The sequence below is a fragment of the Shewanella marinintestina genome, assembly GCF_023283845.1.
GTDB classification, from domain to species: Bacteria; Pseudomonadota; Gammaproteobacteria; order Enterobacterales; family Shewanellaceae; genus Shewanella; species Shewanella marinintestina.
This window is the reverse complement of sequence record NZ_JAKILC010000005.1, coordinates 29,819-47,903: the sequence shown is the minus strand read 5'-3', so window position 1 is coordinate 47,903 and position 18,085 is coordinate 29,819. Positions and strand designations below refer to the sequence as shown.

Here is an 18,085-nt window from a genome sequence, read left to right as displayed (position 1 = left end):
AAGACCATGGTCTAACAAATTTAAACGCTTATTTAAATTGAAATGTGATCTAGATTCACTGTAAAGTAATGTCGTTTGATAAGCCGCACTCAATAAGAATGAAGTAAGGAGAATGGGGTATGGCTGACAATATAGCCAAATTAGAACTACCAGGGAACGATTCAATCGAACTGCCTATTAAAGAAGGTACGGCAGGTTTTGATGTTATCGACATCAGTAAGCTAGGTAGCAAAGGTCACTTTACTTTTGATCCAGGATTTCTTGCGACCGCTTCCTGTGAATCAGCGATCACCTACATCGACGGCGAGAAAGGCATACTGCTTCACCGTGGTTACCCAATCGATCAGTTGGCAGTAGACTCTGATTATTTAGATTTATGTTATTTGCTACTCTACGGAGAGTTACCAAATAAAACTCAATACGATGAATTCGTACACACAGTAAAAACGCACACCATGGTCAATGAGCAGTTGTCTGCTTTCTTTGCAGGTTTTAGGCCTGATGCTCATCCAATGGCAATGCTATGTGGTGTTACGGGTGCTTTATCTGCATTTTACCAAGACTCTTTGGATGTTAATGACGAGCGTCACCGTGAAATTGCAGCATACCGCCTAGTGTCAAAAATGCCGACTATCGCCGCTATGTGCTACAAGTATTCAATCGGTCAACCGTTTGTATACCCACGTAACGACTTAAGCTACGCGGGTAACTTCTTAAGCATGATGTTTGCTGTCCCATGTGAAGAATACAAGGTTAACCCAATTGTTGAACGCGCTATGGATCGTATCTTTATCCTGCACGCGGATCATGAGCAAAATGCTTCAACGTCTACCGTACGTCTAGCTGGCTCTTCAGGCGCTAACCCATTTGCTTGTATTGCTGCGGGTATTGCGTCACTTTGGGGACCTGCTCACGGCGGCGCTAACGAAGCATGTCTAAACATGCTTGAAGAGATTGGCACTGTTGATCGTATTCCTGAGTTTATTGCACGTGCTAAGGATAAAGAAGATCCTTTCCGTCTAATGGGCTTTGGCCACCGCGTTTATAAGAACTTCGACCCTCGCGCTAAAGTGATGCGTGAAACATGTCATGAAGTGCTTGCAGAGCTTAAGGTTAACGATCCACTTCTAGACGTGGCAATGGAGCTTGAACGCATTGCACTGGAAGATGACTATTTCGTCTCTAAGAAGCTTTATCCAAATGTTGATTTCTACTCAGGGATCATCATGAAAGCGATTGGTATTCCAACAAGTATGTTCACAGTATTGTTTGCGCTAGCGCGAACAGTTGGTTGGATTGCCCACTGGAAAGAGATGCTTGATCAGCCAGGTCACAAGATCAGCCGTCCTCGCCAGCTATACACTGGTGATGCTAAACGCGATTTCGTTGATTTAGATAAGCGCGATTAACGCCGCTATCTGTAACAATGTTGTCTGGCAGTTTAAGCTCGTCACTTAAACTTCGGCACAAATTATCTAAAAGGCACTCTTTGAGTGCCTTTTTTATTACCTTTTGTTATTACCTATGTCCGGCTATTCCCACCAATATCGTTCGCTCTAGCACGCACAGCAGGTTGAATTGCCCGTAGGAAAGAGATGCTATATCAGCCAGGCAAAGGCTCGACTGCCCTCGCCAGCTTTACACTGGTGATAGTAAGCGTGATTTCTTTGACTTAAATAAACGCAATTAACTCACCTATCTTCAACAATATTGCCCGGGCAATTTAAGCTCTTCAATTAAACTACAGCCTTTTTTATTACTTGGTCTTCTATCATGATAAAACTCAATAGCGTAAACAGCTAAAGCTCTAAGACACAATTCATTGTTAGAATGTTAATTTAGCCATCACCACTAGTATCTAGATAGCACTCCCTTAATCGAATATAGGCAAATCAGCTGATATTACCAAGGAGACCAAAAACAAATTGTCACTTCTGTAAAAAAAACTAACATTTATACTTTTTCGCTACATTATAAGTTAATTAATTAAACCAAAAATAAAATAACAAGATAAGTGACTGTTATTAAATGATATTAATATTTGGCATACATTGTGCTTTAACAGATCTATTGGAACAATTACATTAAGGTCTGCCGACATGGAAGCGTTAAACAAAAACAAAATAATCCTCCCCCTAATCTTAAGTGCAGCATTACTCACAGCTTGTGGCGGTGCAGAAGAACAAGCAAAAGAAGAAGAGAAATATGCTGTTCCCGTTGAAACTGCCACAGTGATCCAAGGTGATGTATCCTCTTTTTACAGCACAACCGCCACACTTGAAGCGCCTCAAGAAGCGAATGTCGTTACCCGGGTGGCAGGTCTTATCCAAGAACTTAAAGTAGAAGAAGGTGACAGAGTTAAAAAAGGTCAGTTGCTAGCAATTATCGACTCTAAAAGGCAGAAGTTCGATTTAGATCGGTCGCAAGCCGAAGTTGAAATCATCGAGCAAGAGTTAAATCGTCTTAAAAAAATCAGTAATAAAGAATTTTTCAGTGCCGACTCGATGGCAAAACTTGAATATAACCTACAAGCAGCCATGGCAAAACGCGACTTAGCTGCGCTTTATGTCCAAGAAAGTATGATCCGCTCGCCTATTGATGGTGTTATCGCTACACGCTTTGTTAAGGCTGGCAATATGGCTAAAGAGTTCGATGAACTATTTTATGTGGTCAATCAAGACGAACTTTACGGCATAGTGCACTTACCTGAGCAGCAATTACAGCATCTACGTTTAGGCCAAGACGCACAAATTTTTGCCAACAAACATACTCAAGAAACCACCCATGCCACTGTGCTGCGTATTAGTCCTATTGTTGATGCGCAAAGTGGTACCTTTAAGGTCACTCTTTCAGTACCCAATACAAATGCCACACTAAAAGCCGGCATGTTTACCCGCGTGGAACTTAAATACGATACCCACAACAATGTAATCACTGTGCCTTATAACGCTTTAGTGAACCAAGATAACGAGTACGCCCTTTATGTTATCGATGGTGAAAACGTTAATCGCCGCAGTGTTTCTCTTGGTTACCGCGAAGCCGACACCGTGGAAGTGGTAAACGGTATTCAACCAGGTGAGCAAATTGTTGTTCGTGGACAGCAAAACCTTAAAGACCAGTCACTAGTTGAAGTCATTAATTCAACAGATCTAGCGTCAGCTAAATAGCTTAAAATCTACGGAGCACGTTATGTCTATTATAAAAACAGCGGTTAATCGACCTGTCACGGTTTGGATGTTCATGTTTGCAGTGATCCTTTTCGGCATGGTGGGTTTCTCTCGCCTTGCAGTAAAACTATTGCCAGATTTAAGTTACCCAACCATTACTATTCGTACCCAATATGTGGGTGCAGCCCCCGTTGAAGTTGAACAACTGGTATCTAAACCGATCGAAGAAGCTGCGGGTATCGTCAAAGGCCTTAGAAAAATCAGCTCAATTTCACGATCAGGTATGTCTGATGTGGTGCTTGAGTTTGAATGGGGTACAGATATGGACATGGCAAGCCTTGATGTGCGAGAAAAGCTCGACACCATAGAATTGCCGCTTGATGTTAAAAAGCCCCTCTTACTGCGCTTTAATCCAAACCTTGACCCTATTGTTCGTTTAGCGCTCTCAGTTCCAGAAGCAAGTGATACTGTGACTGGTGGGATGAGTGAAACAGAACTAAAGCAGATGCGAACTTACGCTGAAGAGGAGCTCAAACGTCAACTTGAATCACTATCAGGTGTTGCAGCAGTAAGACTTTCTGGTGGTTTACAGCAAGAAGTCCATATTCAACTTAATCAACAAAAGCTCACCCAACTCAATTTAAGTGCCGATATTATTCGCAACCGTATCGCCGAAGAAAACATTAACCTCTCTGCAGGTAAAGTGATTCAAGGTGACAAGGAATACTTAGTTCGTACCTTAAATCAGTTCAACTCGCTCGATGAGCTGGGGCAAATCGTGATTTACCGTGATGAGCAAACGCTAGTGCGCCTATTTGAGGTCGCAACCATTGTTGATGCCTTTAAAGAGCGCAATGACATCACGCGAATTGGCGATAAAGAATCCATTGAACTCGCCATTTATAAAGAAGGTGATGCCAATACGGTTGCCGTGGCGCGTAAAGTAACTGATGAGCTCAATAAACTTAATCGGCATAATGTGAAGGGAGAGCTCAAGGTTATTTACGATCAGTCCGAGTTTATTGAAAGTGCAGTTAATGAGGTCACCAGTGCAGCTCTGATTGGTAGTTTGCTATCGATGCTTGTCATCTACCTCTTCCTCAGAGACATTATCCCGACGCTGATTATTTCAATCTCGATCCCCTTTTCGGTTATTGCCACCTTTAACATGATGTACTTTGCCGGTATCAGTCTAAACATCATGTCGCTTGGCGGTATTGCATTAGCGGTTGGCCTCTTGGTCGATAATGCCATTGTGGTATTAGAAAATATCGACCGTTGCAAATCTCTTGGCATGAACAGACTAGAAGCTGCCGTAACAGGCACCAAAGAGGTGGCCGGCGCTATCTTTGCTTCCACTTTAACTACGCTTGCGGTATTTGTACCTCTGGTGTTTGTTGATGGCGTGGCTGGCGCACTATTTTCAGATCAAGCATTAACCGTAACTTTTGCTCTACTCGCTTCATTACTTGTGGCATTAACCACCATTCCAATGCTTGCATCTCGTGAAGGATTCAAAGCACTGCCACCATTATTAGAAAAAGCAGCCAAACCAAAACCCGTTACCAAGATGGCCAAATTAAAGCATTACAGTGCCACGGTATTCTCTTTTCCATTTGTATTATTGTTTAACTACTTGCCAAGCGCGCTGTTAACACTCGTGCTTATTGTTGGTCGCAGCCTATCTTGGCTAACAGGACTGGTTATGCGTCCTATCAGTAGTGGCTTTAACTGGGGCTACAGCAAACTTGAGGTCTTGTACCATAAGCTGCTAGCCGCAGCGCTTAAGTTTCGCGTTATCACTTTAGCTATAGCGCTCATGGTTACAGCGAGTGCAGGATTGCTGATCCCTCGTTTAGGTATGGAGCTCATCCCACCTATGAATCAAGGCGAGTTTTATGTTGAGGTTTTACTTCCGCCTGGCACAGAAGTGGCTCAAACCGATCGCGTTCTGCGTAAACTCGCGCTATCGATTAAAGATCGAGCAGATGTAAAACATGCTTACAGTCAAGCAGGTAGTGGCGGACTGATGACCTCTGACACCTCTCGAGGTGGAGAAAACTGGGGACGCTTACAAGTGGTACTTAGCGACCATAATGCATTTGATGCGGTAGCCGATAAATTACGTACAACCGCGATGCGAATTCCTGAACTCGAAGCCAAAGTGCAACATCCTGAACTCTTTAGCTTTAAGACGCCGCTTGAAATTGAACTTATCGGTTATGATTTAGCTCAGCTTAAACAAACTGCCGACACCTTGGTAGACGCACTGGGTGATTCAGACCGTTTCGCCGATATCAATACTAGCCTACGCGATGGTCAACCTGAGCTAAGTATCCGCTTTGACCACGAACGTCTAGCGGCTCTGGGCATGGATGCGCCTATGGTTGCCAACCGTATTGCCCAGCGTATTGGCGGTACTGTAGCCAGCCAGTACACAGTACGTGACCGTAAAATCGATATATTAGTGCGTAGTGAGCTAGACGAACGTAACCAGATCAGCGATATCGACTCGATGATTATTAACCCCAATAGCAGCCACCCGATTTCACTTAGCGCTATTGCCGATGTCAGCCTCAAGCTTGGCCCATCTGCAATTAATCGTATCAGTCAGCAACGTGTAGCAATCGTCTCTGCCAACCTCGCTTATGGTGATTTAAACGATGCCGTATTAACCGCTCGCGAGATCTTATCGGCTCAAACATTGCCCACCTCAGTACAAGCACGTTTTGGTGGCCAAAATGAGGAGATGGAGCACTCATTTAAGTCACTGCAAATAGCACTCGTATTAGCGGTATTTTTAGTTTATTTGGTTATGGCAAGTCAGTTTGAATCCTTGCTGCATCCACTACTTATCTTAATTGCTGTACCTATGGCGGTAGGCGGCAGTATTTTTGGTTTATTTATCACTCAAACTCACTTAAGTGTGGTGGTATTCATTGGCCTTATTATGCTGGCCGGTATCGTCGTGAATAACGCCATTGTATTAGTTGATAGAATTAATCAGCTGCGTCAAAGCGGTGAAGACAAACTTAGCGCCATATCAAACGCAGCAAAATCGCGTCTACGACCGATTATTATGACCACAATGACAACTGCACTCGGGTTATCACCAATGGCATTTGGTCTGGGTGATGGCAGTGAAGTAAGGGCTCCAATGGCGATAACCGTTATCTTTGGCTTGTCATTATCGACCTTACTTACCCTGGTTGTTATTCCAGTACTTTATGCCCTCTTTGATCGAAAACAGTTTGACCAAATTGAATCAGGGAAAAGCAACGACACTGGTGCAATGAATAATCAAACTCTTGAAGGAGGTAAAGCATGAATATCACCCGCTTTGCCTTAGCACGACCCGTAACCACAACCATGTTTTTTATGGCAATACTGTTATTTGGGTTAGCTTCAAGCAGATTATTGCCGCTGGAAATGTTCCCTGGAATAGACATTCCACAAGTGATTGTCGAGGTGCCCTATAAAGGTTCTACACCTGCTGAAGTTGAGCGTGATATTACCAATATACTGGAGGAGTCATTAGCCACGATGGGCGGTATTGAAGAGCTTCGCTCAAGTTCTTCTCAAAATGGTGCCGAAATCGACCTAAGAATGAAATGGGGCGAAAATGTTGCCACCAAAAGCTTAGAAGCACGAGAGAAAGTCGATGCCGTGCGTCATTTACTGCCAAAGGATGTAGAGCGAGTGTTTATCAGGCAGTTCAGCACCGCCGATATGCCAGTGCTTAATTTACGTATATCCAGTGACCGCGAGCTTTCAAGTGCATTTGATTTGCTCGATAAACAGCTTAAAAAACCACTTGAACGAGTCGAAGGCGTATCGCAAGTCACCCTTTATGGAGTGGAGCAAAAGCAAATAGAGATCCGTATTAATGCTGACAAACTTTCTGCCAGTAATATTTCAGTGCAAGCACTTAACAGACGACTACAGCAGGAAAACTTTGTCATTAATGCTGGCGTACTAAAGACTCAATCACGAGTATATCAAGTATCACCTAAAGGTGAGTTTAGAAACTTAGATGATATAAATAGGATTGTTTTAGCTCCAGGCATTACCCTTGCAGATATTGCAACTGTGAGCTTTTCATTGCCAGAACGCCTCGATGGACGTCATTTAGATCAAAATTATGCTGTGGGTCTGGATGTATTTAAAGAGTCTGGCGCGAATCTAGTTGACGTATCACAGCGCGTCATGAAGGTGATTGATGAGGCTAAACAAAACTCTCAATTTGACGGCATCAAACTGTTTGTGATGGAAGATCAAGCTTACGGCGTAACCTCATCGCTGCGCGACTTGTTAGCTGCGGGTTTAATTGGTGCCCTACTGTCTTTTGTGGTGTTGTACTTGTTTTTACGCGACCTCAAAATGACTTTAGTTATCGTGTCATCAGTACCTATTTCTATTTGTATGACGCTGGCTGCTATGTACTTTTTAGGCTACAGCCTCAACATCTTATCTATGATGGGGCTATTGTTGGCTGTAGGTATGCTGATTGACAACGCCGTTGTGGTGACTGAAAGCGTACTACAGGAAAAACAAGCTGATAGTGCCAATCGTGCTACCACAACTGACACGACAGTGAGCTCACCCCACCTAGCCATAACAAGTAGTGCAATTTTGCGTGGTGTCGATAAGGTATCCCTTGCAGTACTTGCCGGAACACTCACCACTGCCATCGTTTTTTTACCGAATATTTTTGGCGTAAAAGTCGAGCTAACAATTTTCTTAGAGCACGTTGCAATTGCAATTTGTATCTCACTTGCGGCCTCTTTATTAGTCGCAAAAACCTTACTACCTTTAATGTTAAGTAAATTGTATTTTGCCCCAAAACCTCAGACAGATCCTAGCAGACTGCAACGCTCTTATAAAAGTAGCCTCAGTTGGATTTTGGCTCATCCACGTATATCTGGAGTGCTGGCGATAATAATACTGGCATCTACGGCATTACCACTGAGCATGGTCAGTCAAGATCAGTCTGACGGTGAAGGCAATAATCGTTTATATATCAATTATCAAGTCGAAGGCAGACATAGCCTTGATGTTACTGAAGCCATGATCACCAAAATGGAAACTTACCTTTATGCCAATCAAGAAAAGTTTCAAATTGACTCGGTATACAGTTACTTTTCAGCCGATAGAGGTCAATCAACACTGATCTTAAAAGAAGATACCGAAGTTGATATGAAAGCCTTAAAAAAAACCATACGTGAAGGCTTTCCCAAATTTGCCATTGCCAAACCACAATTTGGCTGGGGCGGTGAAAACAACGGCGTTAGGGTCTCCCTTACTGGTCGGTCGACAACCGAACTTATCAGCTTAAGTCAGCAGGTTATACCGCTTTTAAGCAATATAGAGGGGCTCACTGATGTACGCTCAGAACTAAATGGCGCACAACAAGAAGTCGTGATCCGTATTGACCGCCAAATGGCTGCAAGATTAGATTTAAAACTCAATGAGATTGCTTCGAGTATTTCAATGGCATTACGTGGCACACCGCTGCGTTCATTCCGCCACGATCCAAGCGGTGAGCTCCGCATTGAAATGGCCTATGAGCAGCAATGGCGTTTATCACTCGAAAAGCTAAAGCAGTTACCCGTGATCCGCATCGATAATCGAGTGTATACCTTAGCCAGTCTAGCCAAGATCGAGATCTTGCCGAGATTTGACACAATCAGACATTACGATAGACAAACTGCACTATCAATTGGTGCCAATTTAGATGAGTTAACCACCGAGGAAGCACAGGAAAAGATCACCCAAGTTATGGATAGCGTTAACTTTCCAGCAGGTTATGGCTACTCACTTAGAGGCGGCTTTCAAAAGCAAGATGAAGATGAAGCAGTTATGGCAACCAATATGATCCTAGCGATTGCAATGATTTATATCGTTATGGCAGCGCTATTTGAATCGTTATTGTTACCGACAGCAATTATCACCTCGATTTTATTTTCAATTACAGGGGTGTTTTGGGCGCTGCTATTTACCGGTACGCCTATGTCTATTATGGCAATGATTGGGATTTTAATCTTAATGGGCATTGTCGTTAACAACGGCATCGTCTTGGTGGATCAAATTAATCAGCTTTCACCAGAGTTAGATGAACTATCCAACACGATTACTAAGGTCTGCAATACAAGGCTTCGCCCTGTATTGATGACTGTCGGCACGACAGTACTTGGCTTAGTGCCACTGGCGATGGGCGATACCCAACTTGGTGGCGGCGGTCCATCTTATTCACCAATGGCCATTGCCATTATTGGCGGCCTCACCTTCTCAACGGTAACCAGCTTGTATTTGGTGCCGCTCTGTTATCAAGCCCTGTACAGAATGAGGCATAACAGTGCTATTCGCCTAGGACAAGCCGATAGGTTTTCAAAAAAGGTTTTGCCTTGGATGAGCTAGCTATAATATAAATCTAGCAAAAAAACTTAAGTAAAAGGCTAAAAGCGGCAGGTGCGTTTTAGCCTTTTTCTTTAAAAATTATCGATCTTGTACTCTGCCAAAACTCAAGTCAGTAACGCTAAAGCACAAAATAAAATGTTTATATAATAAGACAATAGCGGATCTTATATTTGTTATCCTAATTTAGTACACACGACTCGCACTTCATTTAGGAAGTAGCGATAAATATATACAATATGATAAGGATAATCATGGTCTCAATTTTGAAATATGCATTACTCTGCTTGGCTACAGCTTCAGTCATTAATATAAATGTCAGTGTGGCAACAGAGCAAAGCTCTAAACTAAAACCATCTAACTGGAGCTATGCTACCGATCCATACGGAAGTACTGCCACATTTCGCAATCAAATCCTTACACCTGCGGGCATATGGGTTAACTTTAAACGCATACCTCGCGTTGATGCCAAACGAAATTCTTGGGTAGAAGTAATCTATACGCCAGACGTCCCCACTTTAGCCGGCACGAAAAGAATTAGCCTCACATATAAATGTGATATTCCTTTACTGATTAAATTATCGCAATCTCACTATGGTAAAGACGGTGATAAGACTTATGCTCACTATCAAACGAGCCTTCCAGCAAGCAATGAGTGGAATACAGTGGAAGTCGATTTGATTACTTTCTCTCGCCCTGACTGGACACCTAAAAGCTCGCTAGACCATGGCATAGTGCTAAATGAGATCAATGCGCTTTATTTAACGCCGAGTATGACAGACAAATATGGAGGAGAAGCGACCTTACAGGTCCAAGCAATAGAACTACTATTGTAATTACAACCCAATTAACGAGACACCTATCCACTAGCTACCACTGAATTAAAAAAATTCTTTTGTAACTAGGGTCTAGTTATCCTCGAAAATCAGATAAATAGGTATAGGTATAGGTAATAACTAGATAATAGTTTTCGATTTGACTTTAGACTTCCAAAATAACAAAGTAGCAACATAATTAAGCATAAGGAAATGCATTGCATGCCAAATTCTACTCATAAAATATTTTGCTTTTTATTAATGACTACAGCCCCAGTAGCAACCAATGCAGCGCAGAATACTGTGATATTAGATTACAAACCAAACTGTGTGGAAAAAGATTTTGGACTCATCAATTTAAGCTCAGATGAAATTGAGATCAGCAATTCACAAGATAAAAAGATAAACCCATCATTGAAATCCGCACTACTGAAATTAGAACAAGACGCTCTAAATAGAGGAGCTGACGCCGTTATTATCAATACAGTTAGTCACCATAGAACAAATTACGGCAAAAAAAATAAACAACGAACCAAGCTTGAAGCGCAAGCCTTTAAAATGTGCCCAGATGATAAGTCTCTTTCAAGTATTGCTGCACCATTTAATGCTCAAGGTTACCAAGTACTTAGATACTCTTATGAGGTTACATATAACCCTGATGACTTTCAAACAAAGTCAGCGTATAAACTTGCCCAAGCAATAAAGTTACCCAAAGAAAACATCTCTATAGCAACTGGCGTATACGGGATGAAAATCGGCAGCCATATCTCTGATACCATAAAGAAATTAGGCCCGCCCAGTATCGAAATCAGCCTGGATGACAACCAGGTTTTATATGGTTATGGAAGAGAATTATGGTTTACATTTAATAATGATACATTGACTCACGTAACATCAAAACAAAACATCTTAAATATTGCAGGGCTTAACATATTAGGATTTAGGCCCGGTTTTGATGATACATTATGGAAAGTGGATGGGGTCGCGCAGCGTAAGAGTGATATTGCAACAGTGAAAGAAAACATCACATCTAACGTTTTACAGAAGAGTGCGGATGAATTAGTAATAAATTCAAATAATCAAGAGCTTACACTTAGTTTCGAAAAGTTCAATTCAACAGATTCATATCAAAAGCAATTGCTACTAACTCATTTTACGCTTACAGATACAAGTCCACACACAGCCCGTAAACCTCAACAATTAACACAACAGCAAAAACAATGGTTATTTAATAAAATATCACCGACAAAGCCTGAGAGTTTCACCTTGAACCAGCTCAGGCAAAACATTCCCTTTGCTCATAAAGTAAATATAGCCAACGATGGTGACACATGGTGGCTGCTCGGAAACCATATTCTAGTTAAATTTGACCAACAGGCTCCTAGACAAATTAAAATCAGTGAATCCTTATTTTCTGATGAAGATGAACTCGCTTTCCTTGGAAGTATTAACTCACTGAAGTTACCATTACTAAAAGAAGAGATGATGCTTCAGTTTAGTGATGCAATCGATAATTTTGAGTTTGTAGATATAGAAAGACCCGAGTATACAATGCAAGCAAAATACGACTCTTATGAAGATGATGCTGTGCTCTACGAGCTAGAGTTTTCCTACTTTTAGTATATTATTTAGTAATAAAAAAGCGCCATTAAGGCGCTTTTTTATTACTGAAGCTCTATTTACTCAGCTAAAGGCTCAGCTTTATTTTCCAGTAAAACAGGAATACCATCATTGATAGGGTAAGCTAATTTGTCAGCTTTACAGATCAGTTGCTGAGCTTCTTTATTGTATTCAAGTTTGCCTTTGCATACTGGACACGCAACGATTTCGAGTAATTTTTTATCAAATGCCATTTTGAATGCCTTTACTTATCTGCTACTAACTGATCAATTTTAGTCAGTAGTTGTTTATCAAATGAGGAAGATAGCTTCGCATCAACTGCGAGATACCACCAGTTATCTTTTGCAAAATCGCGACATTTCACCGCATCTTTTTCTGTCATGACTAAGATTCGACCATCAGCTAGTTCAGCTAAAGCCACCTCTTGGTAATCGCTATGATCATCAAAAGCTTGAACCTGCTCTACTCGATAGCCTCGTGCGAATAATGAATCAAAAAATCGCTGTGGATTACCAATCCCAGCCATAGCCACAATAGAGTCACTCTTTGTAGGAACTGAGCTACCATGATGCAGTGCAGACACAGGCAACCACTTGCTTGGCTCTAATGTCATCGCTTGTTCATTAGCAAGTGCATCACCACCATTTACAATTACATGGTCAACACAGTTTAAACGCCAAGCGCCTTCACGTAGAGGGCCTGCTGGCAGTAACATACCATTACCTAAGCGGCGTTCACCATCAAGGATCACCAGTTCAATATCTCGCGCTAACTGATAGTGTTGCAGACCATCGTCACTGATTATGATATCAACATCAAAGTCCGCTAATAATTTTTGTGCTGCATCTACGCGTTTAGCGCCAACAACCATCGGCACTTGCGTTCGCGCGACTATCATTGCGGGTTCATCACCAACACTATCGGCCGAATCTACTGGCAATACCGCTCTAACGCCGTCGATTTCAACGCCATAGCCACGGCTAATAACACCAGGCTTAAACCCTTGTTTACGTAGCAACTCGATTAAGTAGATAACCATTGGCGTTTTACCGCTGCCACCAACAGTAATATTACCGACAACAATCACAGGTACAGGAAGTTTAATCGCTTGCTTTACTCTGAGCTTAAACAGTTGTCGTCTTACACCAGTTATAAGCCTAAAGAGTAAAGACAAAGGCCACAGCACATACCTTATCCAGTGACCTTTATACCAAAGTTTATTAACCCAAGACTGCATTTAGCTTCCAAACTGCATTTGATATAGGTTGAAATAAACGCCCTGCTTTGCCAATAACTCTTCATGAGTACCTCTTTCAACAATTTGTCCCTGATCAACCACTAAAATCTGGTCAGCACTTTCAATCGTTGATAAGCGGTGTGCAATAACAATCGACGTGCGGTTTTGGCGCAAGTTATCTAATCCTTGCTGTATCGCTTTTTCAGACTCAGTATCAAGTGCCGACGTTGCTTCATCAAGAATAAGTACTGGTGAGTTACGTAAAATTGCTCTTGCTATCGCAATTCGTTGTCTTTGACCGCCCGACAACATCACCCCATTTTCACCGATTTGTGTGTCTAAGCCCTCAGGCATCGGCTCAATAAACTCCATTGCATGGGCAAGTGTTGCCGCTTCAATGATTTGCTCACGAGTAGCAACTCCAGGATAAGCATAAGCAATATTATTGGCGATAGAGTCGTTAAACAGCGTCACTTGCTGAGAAACTAAGGCAACTTGGCTACGCAAGGATTTAAGTTTGTAGTCATTAATACTATGGCCATCAAGTGTAATATCACCGGCTTTGAGGCCAGTGTAAAAGCGTGTGACCAAACTTGCTATTGTTGACTTACCCGAACCAGAACGACCAACCAATGCAAGCGTTTGACCTTGTTCAACTTTAAAGTCAATGCCGTTTAAGGCTAATTTTTCATGTCCAGGGTAACTAAAGTCAACATGATTAAATGCAAGTTCACCTTTGACACGCTCCACATCTAGCGTGCCTTTATCGCTTTCAGGCTCAGTATCAAGCAATTCAAATACGGTTGTACATGCGGCGATACCACGCTGAAATTCCGCGTTTACGCGAGTTAAATTTTTAATTGGCTGCAACATAGCAAGCATGGCCGCTAGAATTGTTGCGAAGGTGCCCGCTGTTAACTCACTTTTCATACTGTCTAGGCTTGCCGCATATAACACGAATGCTAATGCAAATGAGCCAATGATCATTACTAAAGGTTGGCTAATTGCCTGTGCAGTCGCAAGCTTCATAGTTTGATAACGGTTTTGACCGTTAACTTTCGCAAAACGCTCAGCTTCAGTTTCTTGGCCACCAAAAGACAATACGTTTTTATGGCCTTTAATCATCTGCTCAGTTGCTGCAGTGACTCCGCCCATGGCAGTTTGGATCTGCTTAGAGACCTTTCTGAAACGACGGCTCACCACAGTGATCACTAGACCAATAATCGGCCCGATAACCAAAATAACTAACGATAACTTCCAAGAGAAATAAAACATAATCGCAATCATGCCAATAACAGTAATACTGTCACGTACGATCGTAATTAATGCGCTACCTGACGCTCGTGCAATTTGTTCGGTGTCGTAAGTTACCCGAGAAATCAAATTGCCGGTGTTTTCTTTATCGATATAGCTAACAGGGAGTGTTAAATAATGCTCAAACACTTCTTGACGCATATCCATGATCACGCGAGCACTCATGTATGAAATACAATAAGTTGAGAGGAAGTTAGCAAGGCCGCGTAAAGAAAATAATCCAATCACCACAAATGGGGCTAATAATAAAACTTCGCTACTCGAATTAAAGCCAGCCCCAGTTCCAAAGTCTACACTGCCAACCCCACCAGCAACTCCGCTAGCAGCTTGGCCACCAAAGCCTTCATCAATAAATGGTTTAATCACTGCGATAAAGGTCGCATCCACAAGGGCATACATAGCTAGGCCAAAAATGGCTAAAGCGAGCACTGCTTTAAGGGGTTTTAAATAACCAAGTAAACGCTTAAATACAGTCCAGACTTCATTTTTAGGAGATGTTGTCATTGAGAAATTAACATATTGGTAAAAGAAGCATTCTACTCCGGATTTTGAATCTGACCAAACCTAAACACTTGGTTATACCAAAATGGTGCAAAATCCGAACGATATGTACGAACTTTCATAGTTTGCTGGTGAAATAACACACTAACCTGTCCTTGTTGGCCTACCGTAATGCTTGGGATTCGCTGTAATTGATAGCGCTCAACTACCTCTTTTTTAGGAAACCCATAACGATTTCGAAAGCCTGCTGGGAACACAACGAGCTCAGGAGAAACAGCCTCAATAAAAGCGGTTGTAGATGAAGTATCACTACCATGATGGGGAGCGACTAACAGTCGACTAGCTAGATTACGACTCTGAGAATAACCTTCTGCTTGTTGTTGAGCATTCATATTAACTAAAGCTCGCTCAGCCTGCTTTTCAATGTCTCCGGTTAACAGAACACTGCTGAAATCATCGCTGACTTTCACCACACAAGAGCCATTATTTCCAGCGAGTGCAACCTTTGGCGCCAATAATTCAATCTTTAGCTTTCCCCATGAAAACTGCTTAGGTCTACAATCAATTTGTGAGAACGACCAAAGATCTGAAACTAACAGGGCTTTAGGATAAGCCTTGCTGATAAGCCCTACTCCGCCAGCATGGTCATTATCACTATGGCTTATAATAATATAATCAATATCTATAATCCCCTGACTTAACAGAAAGGGTTCCAAGGCTCTTTGCGCATAACTAAAGTGCTCGCCATATCTCGCTCCCGTATCGTAAATAACCCCCCGCCTGTTATGCTCAATCACAACAGACAACCCTTGACCAACATCGAGCAAATGCACCTGCCAACGTTTATTATCTAAAGCGCTTCTAGCAAAAGAAGCTTTATCCAATGACCTCGCATAGTTAGCTACAACACTTAATATTAAAGGCAGTAACATAACAGACAACAATAGTCGCCAATACTTATGCTTAAAATTGAACATCAAATAGCAGCCTAGACTTGCCAAGATAAGGCCTGCTATAAGTTCATCTGACAGTATTAACCAAGCAAATCCTAAGTTTTCACTAAAATTCAGTAATGCCACTACAGGCTCCATTGCCCAAGCAGCCAAAACGAAAACACCGCTAACTGACATCCCAAGTTGGCTTAGCAACATAAAAATCAACAGCGACAATAAACATATTGGAATTAGTACCAAGCTAAACCAAGGAACAAGAATAATATTAATAAACAAACTAATTAACGACATGCCTTGAAAAAATATCGCCTGAATCACACCAAGTGCAATTGTCAAACGCCATTGCAACGACCAAAAAACCAAGATTGCTGTTTTTAACCTAATAACAGAACGTTTGATCATTCCTGTCGATCCTATCTTTGATATTTTTGTAATTGGTTTTCGTGAATCATAGCGGCTTACAGTGAGTAAAATTATGCTCAATGCACCGAAGGAAAGCCAAAAACTGGCACTTAATATACTTACAGGATCAAACAGTAGAATGATGAAGAGTGCATATAACAGTCGTTCCCAACTCGATGAATGTCGACTAAACGCGCTGAAGCATATATAGGCTAAAAGCATGATTAGAGCTCGCTGAGTTGAAACGGAGAACCCCGCTAAATAGCCGTAAAATAAGGCTCCACTAGCCGAAAAAGCTAAGCATAAAAGCCAATTACGGCGACTACTTATAGGAAATAATCGATATAAAACACGCTGGGAAATAAGTAATAACCATAAGGATACAACTGACAGATGTAGACCTGAAATAGCAAAAAGGTGTCCAGCTCCTGTACTGCGGAGCTGCTGCCACTCTTTATTAGTTATTAGTGACTTATCGCCAGTTAATAGTGCAAGCAACAAAGCATGGCTTGGATAAACGGCAAGCTCTGGCTTTAATCTAGCAATCAAATTCTCTCGATAAGACAAGTTCTTTGTCAGTAACTTGGCATCTTTGACGCTACCTTTGCCTATAATGTGTTTAGCAAGCAAATGCTTTTGTTGGTTAAAACCACCTTGGTTTAAAATACTGGTTATTGGCTTAGGTTTTATGGAAAACAACCAACGTTGACCAGGACTAACTTCGGGTGGTGGTTGCTGCCAGTATAACCGCAGCTTACGGTGCACTATATGGGGTGAAATTGAATCAATCAGGGTAATATCCACACTAATGCGGTCGCTGTTTGACTGAACTAATGATATGATTTCGCCCTCAATATCGAGCGTAGCGACACGTTCCCCGGTATTCCAGCCCATTAATAAAGAATAGAAAACGCTTATCCAGCATATTGCGAGTAAGCCTCCGGCGACAAACGGAAAGCGCCGACAGGCAGTAATAACCACTACGATTAAAAAAGGTAGGATGTATAGATTAACCAAGGAAGGCCAAAACATTGTAGAGACAATGGTAATGCAGTAGCCGCACATAAATCGATTCATAGTGAATTAAGTTAAGACAGCAAATAGAAGTTATGCCAAAAAAATTTATTGAAAGATTCATGCCCAACCCCGAGACATTGCGCGAACATAAAAATTTACGCATGTTTGGTGATCTACTCTTAAAGCCTAATTTATGGACGTTAAACAGACACTCCGCACCTGGAGCATTTGCCGTTGGTCTATTTGTCGCTTGGCTGCCGATGCCTTTTCAGATGGTACTTGCAGCTGCTCTAGCCATTTTATTTAATGTCAATTTGCCTTTAGCTGTGGCGCTAGTTTGGATTACCAATCCCATCACTATGCCACTCATGTTTTATGTGGCTTACCTTTTAGGAGCAACCTTGCTAGGGCATGAGCCACAAGCGTTTAACTTTGAAGCGAATTGGCAATGGTTCCAAGCCTCAATTGAAACTATCGGCCCGCCATTTTTATTAGGCTGTGTGGTTTTAGCAGGTGTTTTTTCAATAGTAGGATATCTACTCATACGTACATTGTGGAAATATTCAATACTCTTTAAATGGAAAAACCGCTACAAATAATCTCTACACCAAGTAACTCACTACTCTGCATTAAAAGTTACCGGCT

The 18,085-nt window shown here is 41.9% G+C and carries 11 protein-coding genes; 7 read left to right on the top strand and 4 right to left on the bottom strand.

Annotated elements, in window-relative coordinates; all coding sequences use genetic code 11:
* Nucleotides 1-119: 119 nt before the first annotated feature.
* The 6 genes from L2747_RS06940 to L2747_RS06915 all read left to right on the top strand — a co-directional run bounded on the left by L2747_RS06940 (nucleotide 120) and on the right by L2747_RS06915 (nucleotide 12,016).
* A complete protein-coding gene (locus tag L2747_RS06940) occupies nucleotides 120-1,409 on the top strand; it encodes a citrate synthase (protein WP_248998353.1) in 1,290 nt (429 codons plus the stop codon).
* Nucleotides 1,410-2,099: 690 nt separating this feature from the next.
* A complete protein-coding gene (locus tag L2747_RS06935; RefSeq protein WP_248998352.1) occupies nucleotides 2,100-3,167 on the top strand; it encodes an efflux RND transporter periplasmic adaptor subunit in 1,068 nt (355 codons plus the stop codon).
* Nucleotides 3,168-3,189: 22 nt separating this feature from the next.
* Nucleotides 3,190-6,495: an efflux RND transporter permease subunit gene (locus L2747_RS06930; RefSeq protein WP_248998351.1), complete on the top strand. Its 3,306-nt coding sequence runs from the start codon at nucleotides 3,190-3,192 to the stop codon at nucleotides 6,493-6,495.
* Nucleotides 6,492-9,584, top strand: a complete 3,093-nt coding sequence (locus L2747_RS06925; protein WP_248998350.1) for an efflux RND transporter permease subunit — start codon at nucleotides 6,492-6,494, stop codon at nucleotides 9,582-9,584. Before L2747_RS06930 ends, L2747_RS06925 begins: the two co-directional genes overlap by 4 nt.
* 251 nt (nucleotides 9,585-9,835) lie before the next feature.
* Complete coding sequence (locus L2747_RS06920) at nucleotides 9,836-10,417, top strand: hypothetical protein (protein ID WP_248998349.1); 582 nt, start codon at nucleotides 9,836-9,838, stop codon at nucleotides 10,415-10,417.
* Between the two features lie 201 nt (nucleotides 10,418-10,618).
* Complete coding sequence (locus tag L2747_RS06915; protein WP_248998348.1) at nucleotides 10,619-12,016, top strand: hypothetical protein; 1,398 nt, start codon at nucleotides 10,619-10,621, stop codon at nucleotides 12,014-12,016.
* Nucleotides 12,017-12,075: 59 nt separating this feature from the next.
* Here L2747_RS06915 and L2747_RS06910 read toward each other — a convergent pair whose 3' ends face one another.
* From L2747_RS06910 to L2747_RS06895, 4 genes are read right to left on the bottom strand one after another with little or no spacing between them, the layout of a single operon-like run.
* Complete coding sequence (locus L2747_RS06910; RefSeq protein ID WP_084221416.1) at nucleotides 12,076-12,249, bottom strand: Trm112 family protein; 174 nt, start codon at nucleotides 12,247-12,249, stop codon at nucleotides 12,076-12,078.
* 11 nt (nucleotides 12,250-12,260) lie between these two features.
* Entirely contained in the window at nucleotides 12,261-13,253 is a 993-nt protein-coding gene (lpxK, locus tag L2747_RS06905) for a tetraacyldisaccharide 4'-kinase (protein ID WP_248998347.1), read from the bottom strand.
* Entirely contained in the window at nucleotides 13,254-15,071 is a 1,818-nt protein-coding gene (msbA, locus tag L2747_RS06900; protein WP_248998346.1) for a lipid A export permease/ATP-binding protein MsbA, read from the bottom strand.
* A 32-nt stretch (nucleotides 15,072-15,103) separates the two neighbouring features.
* Nucleotides 15,104-17,455 carry a DNA internalization-related competence protein ComEC/Rec2 gene (locus tag L2747_RS06895; protein WP_248998345.1) on the bottom strand — a complete coding sequence of 784 codons (2,352 nt, stop codon included), beginning with the start codon at nucleotides 17,453-17,455 and terminating at the stop codon, nucleotides 15,104-15,106.
* 77 nt (nucleotides 17,456-17,532) lie between these two features.
* Here L2747_RS06895 and L2747_RS06890 point away from each other — a divergent pair, with 77 nt between their 5' ends.
* Complete coding sequence (locus tag L2747_RS06890; protein WP_248998344.1) at nucleotides 17,533-18,039, top strand: DUF2062 domain-containing protein; 507 nt, start codon at nucleotides 17,533-17,535, stop codon at nucleotides 18,037-18,039.
* Nucleotides 18,040-18,085: the final 46 nt, after the last annotated feature.

Bases quoted from the DNA above. Each gene is read 5' to 3' on its own strand.
- L2747_RS06935 (WP_248998352.1), top strand. From the start codon at position 2,100: ATGGAAGCGTTAAACAAAAACAAAATAATCCTCCCCCTAATCTTAAGT.
- L2747_RS06895 (WP_248998345.1), bottom strand. From the start codon at position 17,455: ATGTTTTGGCCTTCCTTGGTTAATCTATACATCCTACCTTTTTTAATC.
- L2747_RS06940 (WP_248998353.1), top strand. From the start codon at position 120: ATGGCTGACAATATAGCCAAATTAGAACTACCAGGGAACGATTCAATC.
- L2747_RS06925 (WP_248998350.1), top strand. From the start codon at position 6,492: ATGAATATCACCCGCTTTGCCTTAGCACGACCCGTAACCACAACCATG.
- L2747_RS06910 (WP_084221416.1), bottom strand. From the start codon at position 12,249: ATGGCATTTGATAAAAAATTACTCGAAATCGTTGCGTGTCCAGTATGC.
- lpxK (WP_248998347.1), bottom strand. From the start codon at position 13,253: ATGCAGTCTTGGGTTAATAAACTTTGGTATAAAGGTCACTGGATAAGG.
- L2747_RS06915 (WP_248998348.1), top strand. From the start codon at position 10,619: ATGCCAAATTCTACTCATAAAATATTTTGCTTTTTATTAATGACTACA.
- L2747_RS06920 (WP_248998349.1), top strand. From the start codon at position 9,836: ATGGTCTCAATTTTGAAATATGCATTACTCTGCTTGGCTACAGCTTCA.
- L2747_RS06930 (WP_248998351.1), top strand. From the start codon at position 3,190: ATGTCTATTATAAAAACAGCGGTTAATCGACCTGTCACGGTTTGGATG.
- L2747_RS06890 (WP_248998344.1), top strand. From the start codon at position 17,533: ATGCCAAAAAAATTTATTGAAAGATTCATGCCCAACCCCGAGACATTG.
- msbA (WP_248998346.1), bottom strand. From the start codon at position 15,071: ATGACAACATCTCCTAAAAATGAAGTCTGGACTGTATTTAAGCGTTTA.